Origin of the sequence: Teichococcus aestuarii, assembly GCF_042651065.1 — a bacterium.
In the GTDB taxonomy this organism is placed as follows: Bacteria; Pseudomonadota; Alphaproteobacteria; order Acetobacterales; family Acetobacteraceae; genus Pseudoroseomonas; species Pseudoroseomonas aestuarii.
The window spans coordinates 29573-43830 of record NZ_JBHSCH010000037.1 but is presented as its reverse complement, the minus strand read 5'-3'; the positions used below and the strand labels follow the sequence as shown (position 1 = coordinate 43830).

Annotated in this window: 14 protein-coding genes; 9 read left to right on the top strand and 5 right to left on the bottom strand. The window is 72.8% G+C overall.

All coding sequences use genetic code 11. The features are described 5' to 3' along the window. Positions 1-242 precede the first annotated feature (242 nt). From ACFOY6_RS14645 to ACFOY6_RS14620, 6 genes are all read left to right on the top strand, one after another. Positions 243-1433 (top strand): MFS transporter, encoded by a 1191-nt coding sequence (locus tag ACFOY6_RS14645; RefSeq protein WP_379651494.1) that lies wholly within the window; start codon positions 243-245, stop codon positions 1431-1433. A gap of 109 nt (positions 1434-1542) precedes the next feature. Continuing rightward, complete coding sequence (locus tag ACFOY6_RS14640) at positions 1543-1737, top strand: twin transmembrane helix small protein (RefSeq protein ID WP_109518452.1); 195 nt, start codon at positions 1543-1545, stop codon at positions 1735-1737. Positions 1738-1940: 203 nt separating this feature from the next. Next, complete coding sequence (locus ACFOY6_RS14635) at positions 1941-2687, top strand: electron transfer flavoprotein subunit beta/FixA family protein (RefSeq protein ID WP_109518451.1); 747 nt, start codon at positions 1941-1943, stop codon at positions 2685-2687. A 2-nt stretch (positions 2688-2689) separates the two neighbouring features. Further along, positions 2690-3616, top strand: a complete 927-nt coding sequence (locus ACFOY6_RS14630; RefSeq protein ID WP_109518450.1) for an electron transfer flavoprotein subunit alpha/FixB family protein — start codon at positions 2690-2692, stop codon at positions 3614-3616. 4 nt (positions 3617-3620) lie between these two features. Beyond that, a complete protein-coding gene (locus ACFOY6_RS14625; protein ID WP_456316602.1) occupies positions 3621-4505 on the top strand; it encodes a 3-hydroxybutyryl-CoA dehydrogenase in 885 nt (294 codons plus the stop codon). Continuing rightward, the gene (locus ACFOY6_RS14620) at positions 4502-5959 is read left to right on the top strand and encodes a fused MFS/spermidine synthase (protein ID WP_379651491.1); all 1458 of its coding nucleotides are present in this window, start codon (positions 4502-4504) and stop codon (positions 5957-5959) included. Before ACFOY6_RS14625 ends, ACFOY6_RS14620 begins: the two co-directional genes overlap by 4 nt. On the opposite strand, the gene radC is transcribed toward ACFOY6_RS14620, so the two are convergent. Both radC and ACFOY6_RS14610 read right to left on the bottom strand, forming a co-directional pair. Further along, positions 5956-6819, bottom strand: a complete 864-nt coding sequence (gene radC, locus ACFOY6_RS14615) for a RadC family protein (protein ID WP_379651489.1) — start codon at positions 6817-6819, stop codon at positions 5956-5958. The two genes, ACFOY6_RS14620 and radC, sit on opposite strands and share 4 nt — an antisense overlap. A gap of 111 nt (positions 6820-6930) precedes the next feature. Beyond that, the gene (locus ACFOY6_RS14610) at positions 6931-7440 is read right to left on the bottom strand and encodes a pyridoxamine 5'-phosphate oxidase family protein (RefSeq protein WP_109518446.1); all 510 of its coding nucleotides are present in this window, start codon (positions 7438-7440) and stop codon (positions 6931-6933) included. Positions 7441-7630: 190 nt separating this feature from the next. Here ACFOY6_RS14610 and ACFOY6_RS14605 point away from each other — a divergent pair, with 190 nt between their 5' ends. Beyond that, positions 7631-8413 (top strand): enoyl-CoA hydratase/isomerase family protein, encoded by a 783-nt coding sequence (locus tag ACFOY6_RS14605; protein ID WP_109518445.1) that lies wholly within the window; start codon positions 7631-7633, stop codon positions 8411-8413. A 127-nt stretch (positions 8414-8540) separates the two neighbouring features. Here ACFOY6_RS14605 and ACFOY6_RS14600 read toward each other — a convergent pair whose 3' ends face one another. Genes ACFOY6_RS14600 through ACFOY6_RS14590 form a run of 3 tightly spaced genes read right to left on the bottom strand, consistent with a single transcriptional unit; the run spans position 8541 to position 11384 of the window. Further along, a complete protein-coding gene (locus tag ACFOY6_RS14600) occupies positions 8541-9446 on the bottom strand; it encodes a prephenate dehydrogenase/arogenate dehydrogenase family protein (protein WP_379651486.1) in 906 nt (301 codons plus the stop codon). Further along, complete coding sequence (gene hisC / locus ACFOY6_RS14595) at positions 9439-10527, bottom strand: histidinol-phosphate transaminase (protein WP_456316936.1); 1089 nt, start codon at positions 10525-10527, stop codon at positions 9439-9441. The genes ACFOY6_RS14600 and hisC overlap by 8 nt, the downstream gene beginning before the upstream one ends. A 5-nt stretch (positions 10528-10532) precedes the next feature. Beyond that, complete coding sequence (locus ACFOY6_RS14590) at positions 10533-11384, bottom strand: chorismate mutase (protein WP_379651482.1); 852 nt, start codon at positions 11382-11384, stop codon at positions 10533-10535. A gap of 128 nt (positions 11385-11512) precedes the next feature. On the opposite strand from ACFOY6_RS14590, the gene metX reads away from it, so the two are divergent. Next, on the top strand, positions 11513-12679 hold the full coding sequence (gene metX / locus ACFOY6_RS14585; protein WP_379651480.1) for a homoserine O-acetyltransferase MetX: 1167 nt from the start codon (positions 11513-11515) through the stop codon (positions 12677-12679). 192 nt (positions 12680-12871) lie between these two features. Next, positions 12872-14197: an MFS transporter gene (locus ACFOY6_RS14580; RefSeq protein WP_379651478.1), complete on the top strand. Its 1326-nt coding sequence runs from the start codon at positions 12872-12874 to the stop codon at positions 14195-14197. Positions 14198-14258 lie beyond the last annotated feature (61 nt).

Here is a 14258-nt window from a genome sequence, read left to right as displayed (position 1 = left end):
CGCGCGGCCTCGCCCGCCGGCACAGCGGCGCCGGGCGGCGCGGCGGCGGGCGGCTCGGCGGCGGGCGGGGCGGCGTTCTGCGCCAGGGCCGGGGCGGCCCAGGCGCACAGCAACAGCAGCAGGACGTGCAGGGTGCGCATGGCGCGCACCGGAAGCCGAAGCCCCGGCCCGGGTCAAGCCTTGCTTTGGGCTTTCCTGCCCCCATGGACGGCGCCGGCCGCGCCGTCCAGGATGGCGGCGGAATGTTTGCAGCCCCCACCGTCTGGACCGTCATGGTCGCCCTGCTCGGCGTGCACCTCGCCGGGATGGGGGCCTTCCTCACCCTGCCCGTGCTGGCGCCGCTGATCGCGCGCGAGCTGGACCTGCCGCCGAGCCTGGTCGGGCTGCACACCGGGCTGGTCTATGCCGGGGCGCTGGTCTCCGGCCCCTTCACCGGGCTGCTGCTGCGCCGGCATGGCGGCATCCGCGTCTGCCAGGGGGCGCTGGTGCTGATCGGCTGCGGCATCGCCCTCGCCGTGCTCGGCCATCCGCTGGCGCTGGCCGCCTCGGCGCTGCTGGCCGGGCTGGGGCACGGGCCGGTCACGCCCTCGGGCAGCCACCTGCTGGCGGGGCGGGTGCCGCCGCGGCAGCGCAGCCTGATCTTCAGCCTCAAGCAGTGCGGCGTGCCGGCGGGCTCGATGCTGACGGCGGCGCTGGCGCCGGCGGTGGGGGTGGCGTTCGGCTGGCGGGCGGGGGCGCTGACCATGGCGGCGCTGGCGCTGCTGTCCGGGCCGGTGGGGCAGCCGCCGCGCGCCGCGCTGGACGCCGACCGCGACCCCACCGCCGCCGGCGGCCCCCGCGCCGCCTGGCGCGACGCGGTGGGCAGCCTCGGCCTGGTGCGGCGGGACAGCCGGCTGCGGTCGCTGACCTGCGCCGCCGCCTGCTTCGGCGTCTCGCAGTTCTGCTTCGCCGCCTTCTTCGTCGCCTGGCAGGTGGAGGTTCTGGGCACCCCGCTCACCGAGGCCGGGCTGCGCATGGCGCTGGCGCAGGGGGCGGGGGTGGCCGGGCGCGTCTTCTGGGGCCTGCTGGCCGACCGGGTGGGGCCGGTGCCGGTGCTGGTGGCGATCGGCGCCGGCGCGGTGCTGGGCTGCGTGGCGCTGGCCTTCGCCGGCCCCGCCTGGCCGGGGCTGGCGGTGACGCTGGCCGGCATGGTGCTGGGCGCCACCGGCATCGGCTGGAACGGCGTGCTGCTGGGCGAGGTGGCGCGAATCGCGCCCCAGGGCCGGGTGGGCGGCGCCACGGCGGCGCTCGGCGTGGTGTTCGGGGTGGTGCAGGTGGTGATGCCGGTGGCCTTCACCGCGCTGGTGGCGGGCACGGGGTCCTATCTGGGCGGCTTCCTGCTCTGCGCCGCCTGCGCGCTGGCGGGCGCCTTCTGGGTGCGCGGCGGGCGCTGAGGCGCCGGAACGATCCCCGCCGCCGCCGCCGGTCTGCCCTGCGGCCGGCGCCGCCATGCACGCCCCCGGGCCGGCTTGCACGCCTGCGAAACGGCGCTATGTGCGATCCATGCAAATCGTCCTCTCCATCCTGCTCGGCGTCGCCATGTTCGCCACGCTGGGCGTCATGTTCGCCGGCATGCTCGGCCTTGCCCAGGGCGAAGGGAACGGCGCCCGCTCCAACCGGTTGATGCGCTGGCGGGTCACCCTCCAGGGCGTCTCCCTGGCATTGTTCGTGCTGCTGATGCTCACCATGCGTGGCTGACGCCGGCCGGCGGAGCCGGGCGGGGCGGGCCGGGGGTCACCTTGCCTCGGCCGGCGCTGGCGCCTAGGCTCCGTGCCGCAACTGCACAAAGCCTCCCGGAAGGGGGGCGGGTGGCATGCGCGCCCCGCCTGGCACGGCCGGAGGGGGGTGCGGCGCCGCCCGGCACTCAGGTTGAAACCCAGAAAGCAGGACACGGCCCGGCGATGAAGCTCCTCGTCCCCGTCAAGCGGGTGGTCGATTACAATGTGAAGGTCCGCGTGAAGGCGGACGGCACGGGCGTCGAGACGGCGAACGTGAAGATGTCGATGAACCCCTTCGACGAGATCGCCGTCGAGGAAGCGGTGCGTCTGAAGGAGAAGGGGACCGTCACCGAGATCGTCGCCGTCACCATCGGCCCGGCCCAGGCGCAGGAGCAGCTCCGCACCGCGCTGGCCATGGGCGCCGACCGCGCCATCCTGGTCGAGGCCGAGGGCGCCGAGCCGCTGGGCGTGGCCAAGGTGCTGAAGGCGCTGGTCGAGCGCGAGCAACCGCAGCTCGTCATCCTCGGCAAGCAGGCGATCGACGACGACATGAACGCCACCGGCCAGATGCTGGCGGCGCTGCTCGGCTGGAGCCAGGGCACCTATGCCAGCAAGGTCGAGCTCTCGGCCGATGGCGCGAAAGTGACGCGCGAGGTCGATGGCGGGCTGGAGACGGTGCAGCTGAAGCTGCCCGCCATCGTCACCACCGACCTGCGGCTGAACGAGCCGCGCTACGCCAGCCTGCCCAACATCATGAAGGCCCGGAAGAAGCCGCTGGAGACGCTGAAGGCGGCGGATCTCGGCGTCGACCTCACCCCGCGCCTGACGGTGGTGAAGGTGGAGGAGCCGCCGAAGCGCCAGGCCGGCGTCAAGGTCGGCTCGGTGTCCGAGCTGGTGTCCAAGCTGAAGACCGAAGCGAAGGTGATCTGACCATGGCCGTTCTCGTCCTTGCCGACCGCAGCGGCGCGACCGTCAGCCAGCCCACCCGCAGCGCGGTGGCCGCGGCCTCCCAGATCGATGGCGACGTGCATGTGCTCGTCCTCGGCGGCGCCGAGGCGGCGCAGGCCGCGGCCAAGCTCGCCGGCGTCACCAAGGTGATCCAGGCGGACGGCCCGGCCTACGAGCATGGCCTGGCCGAGCCCGCCGCCGCCCTGCTGGTGGCGCTGGCCCCGAACTACAGCCATCTGCTGGCCCCCGGCAGCGCCATGGGCAAGAACATCATGCCGCGCGTCGCCGCGCTGCTCGATGTGCAGATCATCACCGACATCGCCGCCGTGGAGGGCGCGGACACCTTCCGCCGCTTCATCTACGCCGGCAACGCGCTGGCCACGGTGAAGACGGCCGACGCGAAGAAGGTGCTGACCGTCCGCGCCGCCTCCTTCGACCCGGCCCCGGCCGAGGGCGGCTCCGCCGCCGTCGAGGCGGCCCCCTCCGCCGAGGACCCGGCCGTCTCCAGCTTCGTCGGCGCCGAGATCGCGCAGAGCGAGCGGCCGGAGCTGACCGCCGCGCGCGTCGTCGTCTCCGGCGGCCGCGCCATGGGCTCGGCCGAGAATTTCCATCTGCTGGAGGGCATCGCGGACAAGCTTGGGGCCGCCATCGGCGCCTCCCGCGCGGCGGTCGATGCCGGCTACGCGCCGAACGACCATCAGGTGGGGCAGACCGGCAAGATCGTGGCGCCGGAGCTCTACATCGCGGTGGGCATCTCGGGCGCCATCCAGCACCTGGCCGGCATGAAGGACAGCAAGGTGATCGTCGCCATCAACAAGGACGAGGAGGCGCCGATCTTCCAGGTGGCCGATTACGGCCTGGTGGGCGACCTGTTCAAGATCCTGCCCGAGCTCGAGCAGGAGCTGGGCTGAGGCCATGGGCGTGACGGAGATCGCCTCGGTCGGCGTCATCGGCGCCGGGCAGATGGGCAATGGCATCGCCCATGTGGCGGCGCTGGCGGGGCTCTCCGTCGCGCTGGTGGATGTGAAGGCGGAGGCGCTGGAGAAGGCGCTGGCCACCATCGGCCGCAACATGGAGCGGCAGGTGCAAAAGGGCGCGCTGGAGGCCGGGGCGCGCGACGCCGCCCTGGCGCGCATCGCCACCGGCACCGAGATGGCGGCGCTCGCCCAGAGCGACATCGTCATCGAGGCGGCGACGGAGCGGGAGGACCTCAAGCTCTCCATCTTCCGCGCCGTCTGCCCGCTGCTGAAGCCGGAGGCCATCCTCGCCTCCAACACCTCCTCCATCCCCATCACCCGGCTGGCGGCGGCGACCGACCGGCCGGACCGCTTCATCGGCATGCACTTCTTCAACCCGGTGCCGGTGATGAAGCTGGTGGAGGTGATCCGCGGCTTCGCCACCTCCGACGCGACCTTCGGGGCCATCTCGGCGCTGGCGAAGACGCTCGGCAAGACCACGGCGGTGTCGGAGGACTTCCCCGGCTTCCTGGTCAACCGCATCCTGATCCCGATGCTGAACGAGGCGGCCACCGCCCTGCACGAGGGGGTGGGCGATGTCCGCTCCATCGACGCGGCGATGAAGCTCGGCGCCAACCACCCGATGGGGCCGCTGGAACTGGCCGACTTCATCGGGCTGGACACCTGCCTCGCCATCATGCGCGTGCTGCATGACGGGATGGGGGACGGCAAGTACCGCCCCTCGCCGCTGCTGGTGAAGTATGTCGAGGCCGGCTGGCTCGGCCGCAAGTCGGGCAAGGGCTTCTACGACTACAGCCAGGACCCGCCGAAGCCCTCCCGTTGACGCTGGCCGGGCGCCTTGCCACCGGCTTCGCGGCCTTCGCCGCCGGCTGGAGCGTGATGGCGCTGGAGATGCTCGACGGCCGGCTGATGGCGCCGGTCTTCGGGCAGACCATCCACCAATGGGGCGCCATCATCGGCACGGCGCTGGCCTTCATGGCGCTGGGCTATGCGCTGGGCGGGCGGCTCGGCGCCCGGCCGGATGGAGCGCGCGCGCTGCCCTGGCTGCTCGGCGCGGCGGCGCTGTTCGCGGCGCTGGTGCCCTGGCTCGGCCGCGGCATCGCCGCCGGCGCCGAGGCGCTGCTTGGGCCGCTGCCGGGCGCGGTCGGCGCCTCGATGCTGCTGATCGGGCCGCCGGCTTTCGTCCTCGCCGCCGCCTCGCCGCTCTGCGTGGCGCGGCTGGCGCCCGATATCGGCGCGGCGCGGGCCTCGGGGCTGGTCTCGGCCTGCCAAGCGCTGGGCAGCATCGGCGGCACCTTCTTCGCGGCCTTCCTGGCCATCCCCTATCTCGGCCTCACCGGCGGCTATGCGCTGGCCGCGCTGGTCGCCGCCCTGGCGGCGCTGGCCACCGGGCTGCGCCCGCTGCCGGCCGCCCTGGCCCTGCTGCCCCTGCTGCCGGGATATCTGGCCGAGCAGGCCCGGCAGCGCCTCTTCGCCGCCTATGTGGAGACGCCCTACAACACGGCGATGGTCTGGCGCGACGCGCAGGCCACCTCGCTGCTGCTGAACACCACCCGCGTGGCGCAATCCGTCCGCTGGCATGACGGGCGGGAGACCGGCTCCTACTGGGAGTTGCTGTCCGCCGTGCCGGCGCTGGCCCGGCCCGGGCAGGCGGAGGGCGGAAGCGCGCTCTATCTCGGCGTGGCGGGGGGCGCGGCGATTTCCGCCACCCAGGCCGCCTGGCCGGCGCTGCGCCCGCAGGGCGTGGAGATCGACCCCGGCGTGACCGCCCTGGCGCGCGCGCATTTCTCCCTGTCCATCCCCGTGGCGCATGACGATGCGCGGCGCTTCGTGGCGAAGGATACGGGCCGCTACGCCGTCATCATGGTGGACCTCTACGCCACCGGGCAGATCCCGGCGCATATCGCCACGGTGGAGTTCTTCGAATCCCTGGCGCGGCGCCTCGCGCCCGGCGGGGTGGTGGCGATGAACGTCTATGGCGGGGGCGACCCGGAGAGCATCGTGGGGCCGCTGGCGGCGAGCCTCGGGCGGGCCTTCCCGGGCCTGCTGGCGGCGCGCTCGGCCAGCCGCAACACGCTGCTCCTCGCCTGGGGCGAGCCGATGGCGGTGGCCGCCGCCGAGGCCGCGCTGCGCGCCGCGCACGAGGCCGCGCGCCGCGCCGCGCTGCGCCTGTCGCGCACGCTGGAGGAGGGCGCGCCGCTCGCCGCCGGCCACGCCCCGCTCACCGACGAGCGCTCGGACATGGAGATCCGCGCCGCGCGGGCGCTGTCCCGCTAGAGCAGCCCCTCGCGCCGGAAGCTCAGGTAGCGCCCATTGCCGACGATCAGGTGGTCATGCACCACCACGGCGAAGAACTGCCCCGCCTGCCTGATCTCGGCCGTCATCTCGATATCGGCGCGGCTCGGCGTCGGGTCGCCGCTCGGGTGGTTGTGGACGAGGATCAGCGCCGTGGCGTGCAGCTCCAGCGCCCGCTTCATCACCTCGCGCGGGTAGACGGGCGTGTGGTTCACCGTCCCCTTGGCCTGCGCCTCGTCGGCGATCAGGCGGTTCTTGCTGTCGAGGAAGAGGATGCGGAACTGCTCGATCTTCTCGCGGCTGATGGCGGCGTTGAGGTAGGTGATCAGCCGGTCCCAGTTGTTCAGGACGGGCGCCTCCATCACCTCGGCCTTGGCCAGCCGCAGCGCGGCGGCCTGCACCAGCTTGAGGGCCGCCACGCTGTGCGGCCCGAGGCCGCGCGTCTCCATCAGCACCTGCTGCGGCGCGGCGAGCACGGCGGCGAAGCTGCCGAAGCGGTTGATCAGCGCCTTGGCCAGCGGCTTGGTGTCGCCCTGCTTGAAGGCGAAGAAGAGCAGCATCTCCAGCAGCTCGTAATCCGCCAGCGCGTCCGGGCCGCGTTCCAGCAGCTTCTCGCGCATCCGCCCGCGATGGCCCTGCGGGCCGGTGCCCTGGAAGGGCGTGGCGGGTGCGGGCGGAGCATCCGGGCGGGGCGGGCGCAGCTCGTAGCCCAGATCCTCCGCCCGGGGCAGGGTGGCCTCGTCCAGCCGCAGCGGCGCCTCGGCGAAGCCCGGGGGGCGGGAAGGGGGTTGGTCCCGCCCCGCGCCATTCTGGCCCTGGGCACTGGAAAGCCATGCTGACATCGCGGCCTCTCCATCTTCCGCCTCCTGGCGGCGAGGGGCATTTTCATCACAGGAGAGGAGAAGTTCAACCTTTTTGTTCAAATTTTCGTGAATCGGCCGCGATGAAGGCTCTCAGCCGCTGAAGCTGACCTTGGCGTTTTCGCCGCTGGTGTCCGGCTTGCCGCTGACCAGCGACTGGGCATAGCCGAAGGCGAAGCGGAGGCTGGAGGAGATGCCGTCCCAGTATTCGGCGCCCTCGATCTCGACGCCGATCAGCGCCACCTTGTCGCTCTCCGGCCCCTCGGGCAGCCAGGTGCGCACGCCCTCGGTCCAGACGGCGCGCTTCTTCGCCACGTCCCGCACCACCCGGCCGCGGCCGAAGATGGAGACGTAGTCCTGGCTGCGCGTGTCGGCATAGCCCAGCAGCACCCGGGAATCGCCTTCCAGCTCGGCGATCTTCGGGCTGTCGGCGCGGGTGAAGAACCACAGGGTGCGGCCGTCGGGGTCGGGCTTCTGGGTGCGCATCGGCCGCCCGCGCAGGCGGCCCTGCTGGTCGATGGTGGTGAAGATCGCGGTGCCGATCTCGCCGATCATCTCGCGCACCTTCATGCGCATCTCGTCGTCGTTGCGGTCCGTGTGCATGGGTTTCTCCCGTCGTCGTCCTGCCGGTCCAAACCCCGGGGGCCGGGGAAGGGTTGCCCGGCGCGCCCAGGCCGGTGTTGCCAGGGCTGGCGTTGACAGGGCTGGCGTTGACAGGGCTGGTGTTGACGAGGCCGGCGTTGGCGGGGCTGGCGTTGACAGGGCCGCCGCCTGCCCGCACCGTTCCGCCACCATGATCCACCCGAACCTCCGCGTCAGCCGCGACGGCCCGATCGCCACGGTGCTGATCGACCGCCCCGAGAAGCGCAACTGCCTCGACCTGCCGATGTGGGAGGCGATGGGCACCACCTTCGCCGCCCTCTCCGCCGATGAGAGCCTGCGCTGCGTCATCCTGCGCGGGGCGGGCGAGGCCGCCTTCTGCGCCGGCGCCGATATCGGCGGCTTCGGCGAGGATTACGGCGGGCGGGAGAAGGACCGCCGCTACGCCGCCGGGCTGGATTCGGCGCTGGTCAACATCCGCGACTGCACGCACCCGGTGGTGGCGGCCATCTCCGGCTGGTGCATGGGTGGCGGCGCCGGCCTGGCCACGGTGTGCGACTTCCGGGTGGGCGGCGAGGGGATGCGCTTCGGCATCCCCGCCCGCAAGCTCGGCATCTGGTACCCCTATGTGGCGCTGGAGGCGCTTCAGGCCGTGGTGGGCTACGCCGTGGCCTGCGAGCTGATGATCGAGGGCCGGGTGCTGGACGGCCCCGAGGCCCTCTCGCGCGGCCTGCTGACGCGCTGCGTGCCGGATGGCGCGGTGTTCGAGGAGGCCGGAGCGCTGGCCGCACGCATCGCGGAGGGCGCGCCGCTTTCCAACCGCTTCCACAAGCGCGCGCTGCGGCAGCTGCGCGGGCCGATGCCCATCCCACCCGAGGAGATCGAGGCCGCCGGCCGCTACGCCGAGACGCAGGATTTCCAGAACGCGGTGAAGGCGTTCCTGGCGAAGCGCGCGCCGGTGTTCGAGGGGCGGTAAGGGGAAGTCATCTTCTTTTTCTGAAGAAAAAGAAGCAAAAAGACTTTGTCAGTGGGGCGTTGCACTATCGGCCAGCGACCGCCCAACCGGCAAAAGTTTTTTGGTTCTTTTTTCCAAAAAAGAACCCTTACGCCTGCTTCAACTCGATCAGCGTCCGCCGGATCTTCCGCCCGCGCCGGATGCGGTCCTCGATGAAGCCGGCCTCCCCCCAGCGCACGGCGCGGCCGAGGGCGTGGGCGTCCTCCGAGAAGCGCGCCAGCATCTCCAGCAGCGCCTCGCGGTTGTTGAGGAAGACGTCGCGCCACATGTCCACGTCGCTGGAGGCGATGCGGGTGAAGTCGCGGAAGCCGGAGGCGGCGAATTTCAGCACCTGCTCGCGCGTCTCCTGCGCCAGGTCGTCGGCGGTGGAGCAGATGGTGAAGGCGATCAGGTGCGGCAGGTGGGAGACGATGGCCACCACCTTGTCGTGCGTCGTGGCGTCCATCGCCTCGATCATGGCGCCGGCGCGCTGCCACAGCGCCTCCACCTTCGCCCGTGCCGCGGGGTCGGTGCCCTCCAGCGGCGTCAGGATGACGTAGCGGCCCTGGAACAGCGTGGCGAAGCCGGCATCGGGGCCGGAATGCTCGGTGCCCGCCATCGGGTGGCCGGGCACCAGGTGCACGCCCTCGGGCAGCAGCGGCAGCAGGTCGCGCAGCACGGAGCCCTTGGTGGAGCCGGTGTCGGTCAGCACGGCGCCCGGGGCGAGGTGGGGGGCGATCGCCGCCATCAGCGCCGCGAAGGTGCCGACGGGGGTGCAGAGGATGACGCCGTCGCAGCCCTCCACGGCGCGGGCCGGGTCGGTCTCCACCACATCGGCGAGGCCCAGCTCCCGCACGCGCGCCGCGACGCCCGGGCCGCTGTCGCAGGCGACCAGCGTGGCGGCGATGTCCCCCCGCTCGCGCGCCAGCCGCGCGAGGGAGGAGCCGATCAGCCCGAGCCCGATGATGCAGAGGCGCTGGAAGACCGGCTCGGCCCCGGAGGTTTCCTCAGCCATGGGCGAAGCTGTCGATCACCATCTGGCATTCCTCGGCGGTGCCGATGGTGATGCGCAGGCACCCCGGCAGCCCGTAGCCGCCCATGCCGCGCACGATCAGCCCGCGCGCCTTGAGCTTCGCGTCCGCCGCCTTCGCCCCCTCCGGCGAGCCGAAATCGATCAGCAGGAAGTTGGTCTCGCTCGGCCAGACGCTGTGGCCGGCGGCGGTCAGCGCCGCCGCCACCTTGCCGCGCCACTCGGTGTTGTGCGCGACGGATTTCTCCACCCAGCCCGGCTCGGCCAGCGCCGCCACGGCGGCGGCCTGGGAGGCGCCCGCCACGTTGAACGGCCCGCGCACGCGGTTCAGCACGTCGATGATGTCGGGGGCCGCGTAGCCCCAGCCCACCCGCATGCCGCCCAGGCCGAAGATCTTGCTGAAGGTGCGCAGCATGATGGTGTTGCCGGCGGCATCGACCAGCGCCTGGCCGGGGTCGTAGCCGGGGGCGGTGACGTATTCGGCATAGGCGCTGTCGAGCACCAGCAGGATGTCGTCCCGCAGCCCGGCCCGCAGGCGCGCCACCTCGGCGTTCGGCAGCAGCGTGCCGGTCGGGTTGTTGGGGTTGGTCAGGAAGACGATGCGGGTGCGGGGGCCGACGGCGGCCAGCATCCCGTCGATATCGGCCTGCATGCCGCCGCCCTCGGCCGGCACCTCGGCCACCTTCAGCACGCGGGCGCCGGAGGCGCGGCCGGTGATGTCGTACATCATGAAGCCGTAGGCCGACATGATGACCTCCGAGCCCTCGCCGGCATAGGCGGTGCAGAGCAGGGTGATCAGCTCGTCCGAGCCGTTGCCGCAGATGATGCGCGCGGGGTCGAGGCCGAAGCGGGCGCCGATCGCCTCGCGCAGCGCCTTCGCGTTGCCGTCCGGGTAGCGGTGCGCCTCGCGCGCCGCCTGCACGATGGCCTCGATGGCCGCCGGCGGCGGGCCGAAGGCGCCCTCGTTGGAGGAGAGCTTGATGATCCGGTTGACGCCCGGGATCTTCGACTCGCCCCCGACATACGGATCGATCGACAGGATGGAGGGGCGCGGCGGCACGGTCATCGGCGTCATTCTTCCGGCTCGGGCTCGGCATAGGCGCCGAGGATCTGCAGGCGGGGGAAGGGCAGGGCGCCGAGGCGCGGGTCGCCCTCGGCCAGGAAGCCCTCGATCTCGGCCAGCGCCATCGGCGTCGGCGATTCGCGGCGCAGCAGCCAGCGCGGCGCCAGGCCGGCGGTGTTCAGGAGGGAGAGGATCCGGGCGCGGGAATGCTCGGCCAGCGGCTCGAAGCGCAGCAGGCTGCGGTCCCGCCCCGTGGCGTCCGGCGCCAGGGGGGAGATGGCGAAGGCCTGGGGCGGCGCCTTCTCGCGCCCGCCATCCCGCGCGGCTTCCAGCGGCGCCAGGAAGGGCAGGGCGGCGACGATGTGCAGCCGCGGCGATTCCATCTGCGTCCACCACGCCGCCTCGGGGCGCTCGCCCTCCTGCGGCGCGGGCAGCACGGCCACGGCGGCCTCGCCGCTGGCCAGGCTGGCCAGCACGCGGGTGGGGGTGGGGTGCAGGCGCAGCGGCGTCAGCAGGCCGAAATGCGCGCGGGCCAGCCGCGCCAGGGGCGACTCGACGCCCGCCTCGCCCTGCGTCGCCACCGAAAAGCCGCCCTGCTGCGCCAGGGAGGAGGCGATGATCTCGCGCCAGAAGCGCACCACGGCCGGGCGGGCCAGCGCCCCCCGGTTGCGCTCCAGCAGGCGGCGCAGGATCACGGCCTCGCGCCCGGGGCGGAAGGTGGGGCCGCCCTGCTTCACCCGGCTTGCGGCCATGTGGGCGACGAGGTCGGCCCGGCGCATCAGCAGGTCGTGCAACGCGTCGTCGATCCGGTCGATCTCGGTGCGCAGGGAGGCCAGGTCGGGGGGGGCAAGGTCGGGCATGGCGGCGCCTCAGCAATAGAGCGCCCCCGCCATTCCGCCAAGGCACAACCGGGCCGCCCGAATCCGCCCGCCCGCCGGCAAGGCGGCGGTGGACCTGCGGCGGCGGCGCCCCTATTGCTGCGGGCGCGATGACCGAGCCGCTTCCTTCCTCCCCCGCCGATCCCGCCGCCCCGGTGGAGCACCAGCGGGCGCATTTCCCCGAGGGCATGGCGCTGGATTGCGGCGCCTGGGTGGCGCCGCTCGACGTCGCCTACCGCACCTACGGCACGCTGAACGTGGCGCGCAGCAACGCCGTGCTGGTCTGCCACGCCCTCACCGGCGACCAGTACCTGGCCGAGCGCCACCCCGTCACCGGCCGGCCCGGCTGGTGGGAGGCGATCGTCGGCCCCGGCAAGCCGATCGACACCAGCCGCTTCTTCGTCATCTGCGCCAACGTGCTGGGCGGCTGCATGGGCAGCACCGGCCCGCGCGCGCCGATAACCGACAGCGAGGGCCATACCCGCCCCTGGGGCACGGATTTCCCCAACATCACCATCCGCGACATGGTGCGGGCGCAGGAGAAGCTGGTCCGCCATCTCGGCATCGACCGGCTGCTGGCCGTGGTCGGCGGCTCGATGGGGGGGATGCAGGCGCTGGAATGGGCCGCCACCTTCCCGCGCATGGTGCATGCCTGCGCGCCGATCGCCACGGCCGCGCACCACAGCGCGCAGAACATCGCCTTCCACGAGGTCGGCCGCGCCGCCATCCATTCCGACCCGGACTGGCGCGGCGGGCGCTACTGGGCGGAGGAGGGGCTGGTACCGGCCAAGGGGCTGTCGGTGGCGCGCATGGTGGCGCACATCACCTACCTCTCGGAGGAGGCGCTGGCGCGCAAGTTCGGCCGCCGGCTGCGCGGCGCCTCGGCGCTCACCTTCCTCGAGGACGTGTTCGAGGTGGAGAGCTACCTGCGCCACCAGGGCAGCACCTTCGTCCGCCGCTTCGACGCCAATTCCTACCTCACCATCACCCGCGCCATGGATTACTTCGACCTGGCGGCGGAGCACGGGGGGGAGCTGGCGGCGGCCTTCCGCGGCACGGCCACGCGCTTCTTCGTGGCCAGCTTCAGCTCGGACTGGCTGTTCCCCACCAGCGAGAGCCGCGCCCTGGTGCGCGCGCTGAACGCGGCGGCGGCCAGTGTCTCCTTCGTCGAGATCAAGTCCGACAAGGGGCACGACGCCTTCCTGCTGGACGAGCCGGAGTTCCACGCGGCGCTCGGCGGCTTCCTGCGCGGAGCCGCGGAGCGCCTCGGGGTCTGAGCGCGGCGGAGCGCCTCGGGGTCTGAGGGCGGCGGAGCGCCTCGGGGTCTGAGGGCGGCGGCGCAGCCCCGCCCCTTGTGCAACGCAGCATCCAGCAAACACGCCGCGACAAGGCCATCCCGAGACGCAAGATAACCCTGGACCGGCCATGCCGCGCAACGAAGCGCCGCGGCCCGACGAGACAGGCGGAACATGAGCGAGCACAGCCCCCCCGACGCGAGAGCACCCCTGAGCCGGCGGGACCTGCGCACCCTCCTCCTCGCCTCGCTGGGCGGCGCGCTGGAATTCTACGACTTCATCATCTTCGTCTTCTTCGCGGCCGCCATCAGCCACCTCTTCTTCCCGCCCGGCATGCCGGACTGGCTGCAGCAGCTGCAGACCTTCGGCATCTTCGCCGCCGGCTACCTGGCCCGGCCGCTCGGCGGGCTGGTCATGGCGCATTTCGGCGACAAGCTCGGCCGCAAGCGCATGTTCACCTTCTCCATCTTCCTGATGGCGGTGCCGACGCTGCTGATCGGCCTGACGCCCACCTACGCCACGCTGGGCTACGCCGCGCCGATCCTGCTGCTGATCTTCCGCATGATGCAGGGCGCCGCCATCGGCGGCGAGGGGCCGGGCGCCTGGGTGTTCGTCTCCGAGCATGTGCCGCCCGGCCGCGTCGGGCTGGCGGTGGGCATGCTGACGGGCGGCCTCACGGGCGGCATCCTGCTGGGCTCGCTGATGGCCACGGCCATCAACACCGCCCTCGCCCCGGCCGAGGTGGCGGCCTGGGGCTGGCGCCTGGCCTTCCTGGTGGGCGGCGTGTTCGGCTTCCTGGCCATGTATCTGCGCCGCTTCCTGCACGAGACGCCGGTCTTCGAGGCGATGCGCCGACGCGCCGCGCTGACGCAGGGGCTGCCCATCCGGCAGGTGCTGCGCGGCCACCGCCGCGGCGTGGCCGTCTCCATGCTCGTCACCTGGATGCTGACGGCGGCGATCGTCGTGGTGATCCTGATGACGCCGACGCTGCTGCAGCGCCTGCACGGCTTCACCCCCGCCGAGACGCTGCGCGGCAACCTGATGGCGACGCTGGCGCTGACCGTCTCCGCCATGCTGTGCGGCGCGCTGCTGGACCGCTTCGGCAGCGTGAAGGTGGGCGTCGCCGGCGGGCTGGCGATGATCGCGGCGACCTACGCGCTGTATCTCGGCGCCGCCGCGCGGCCGGAGCTGCTGGTGCCGCTCTATGCCTTGGCCGGCGCCACCATCGGCGTCATCACCGTGGTGCCCTATGTGATGATCCACGCCTTCCCGCCGCCCATCCGCTTCAGCGGCGTCTCCTTCGCCTACAACCTGGCCTATGCCCTGTTCGGCGGCCTCACCCCGCTGCTGGTCTCCGCCCTGGTGGCGGCCGACCCGCTGGGGCCGGCGCATTACGTGGGCGCCGTGTCGCTGGTCGGCATCGCCACGCTGGTGGCGAATGGCCGCGCCCTGCCGCCGGAGGCGGACATGCCCGCCGCCCCCGTGGGCGCCGCGCGCTGAGGCTGCCCGCCGCTCCGGAGGCCGCGGCATGAGAAAGGGCGCCGCCCCGACCGGGGCGGCG

Bases quoted from the DNA above. Each gene is read 5' to 3' on its own strand.
- ACFOY6_RS14630 (WP_109518450.1), top strand. From the start codon at position 2,690: ATGGCCGTTCTCGTCCTTGCCGACCGCAGCGGCGCGACCGTCAGCCAG.
- radC (WP_379651489.1), bottom strand. From the start codon at position 6,819: ATGTCAGCATGGCTTTCCAGTGCCCAGGGCCAGAATGGCGCGGGGCGG.
- ACFOY6_RS14625 (WP_456316602.1), top strand. From the start codon at position 3,621: ATGGGCGTGACGGAGATCGCCTCGGTCGGCGTCATCGGCGCCGGGCAG.
- ACFOY6_RS14605 (WP_109518445.1), top strand. From the start codon at position 7,631: ATGATCCACCCGAACCTCCGCGTCAGCCGCGACGGCCCGATCGCCACG.
- ACFOY6_RS14590 (WP_379651482.1), bottom strand. From the start codon at position 11,384: ATGCCCGACCTTGCCCCCCCCGACCTGGCCTCCCTGCGCACCGAGATC.
- hisC (WP_456316936.1), bottom strand. From the start codon at position 10,527: ATGACCGTGCCGCCGCGCCCCTCCATCCTGTCGATCGATCCGTATGTC.
- ACFOY6_RS14640 (WP_109518452.1), top strand. From the start codon at position 1,543: ATGCAAATCGTCCTCTCCATCCTGCTCGGCGTCGCCATGTTCGCCACG.
- metX (WP_379651480.1), top strand. From the start codon at position 11,513: ATGACCGAGCCGCTTCCTTCCTCCCCCGCCGATCCCGCCGCCCCGGTG.
- ACFOY6_RS14610 (WP_109518446.1), bottom strand. From the start codon at position 7,440: ATGCACACGGACCGCAACGACGACGAGATGCGCATGAAGGTGCGCGAG.
- ACFOY6_RS14580 (WP_379651478.1), top strand. From the start codon at position 12,872: ATGAGCGAGCACAGCCCCCCCGACGCGAGAGCACCCCTGAGCCGGCGG.
- ACFOY6_RS14635 (WP_109518451.1), top strand. From the start codon at position 1,941: ATGAAGCTCCTCGTCCCCGTCAAGCGGGTGGTCGATTACAATGTGAAG.
- ACFOY6_RS14645 (WP_379651494.1), top strand. From the start codon at position 243: ATGTTTGCAGCCCCCACCGTCTGGACCGTCATGGTCGCCCTGCTCGGC.
- ACFOY6_RS14600 (WP_379651486.1), bottom strand. From the start codon at position 9,446: ATGGCTGAGGAAACCTCCGGGGCCGAGCCGGTCTTCCAGCGCCTCTGC.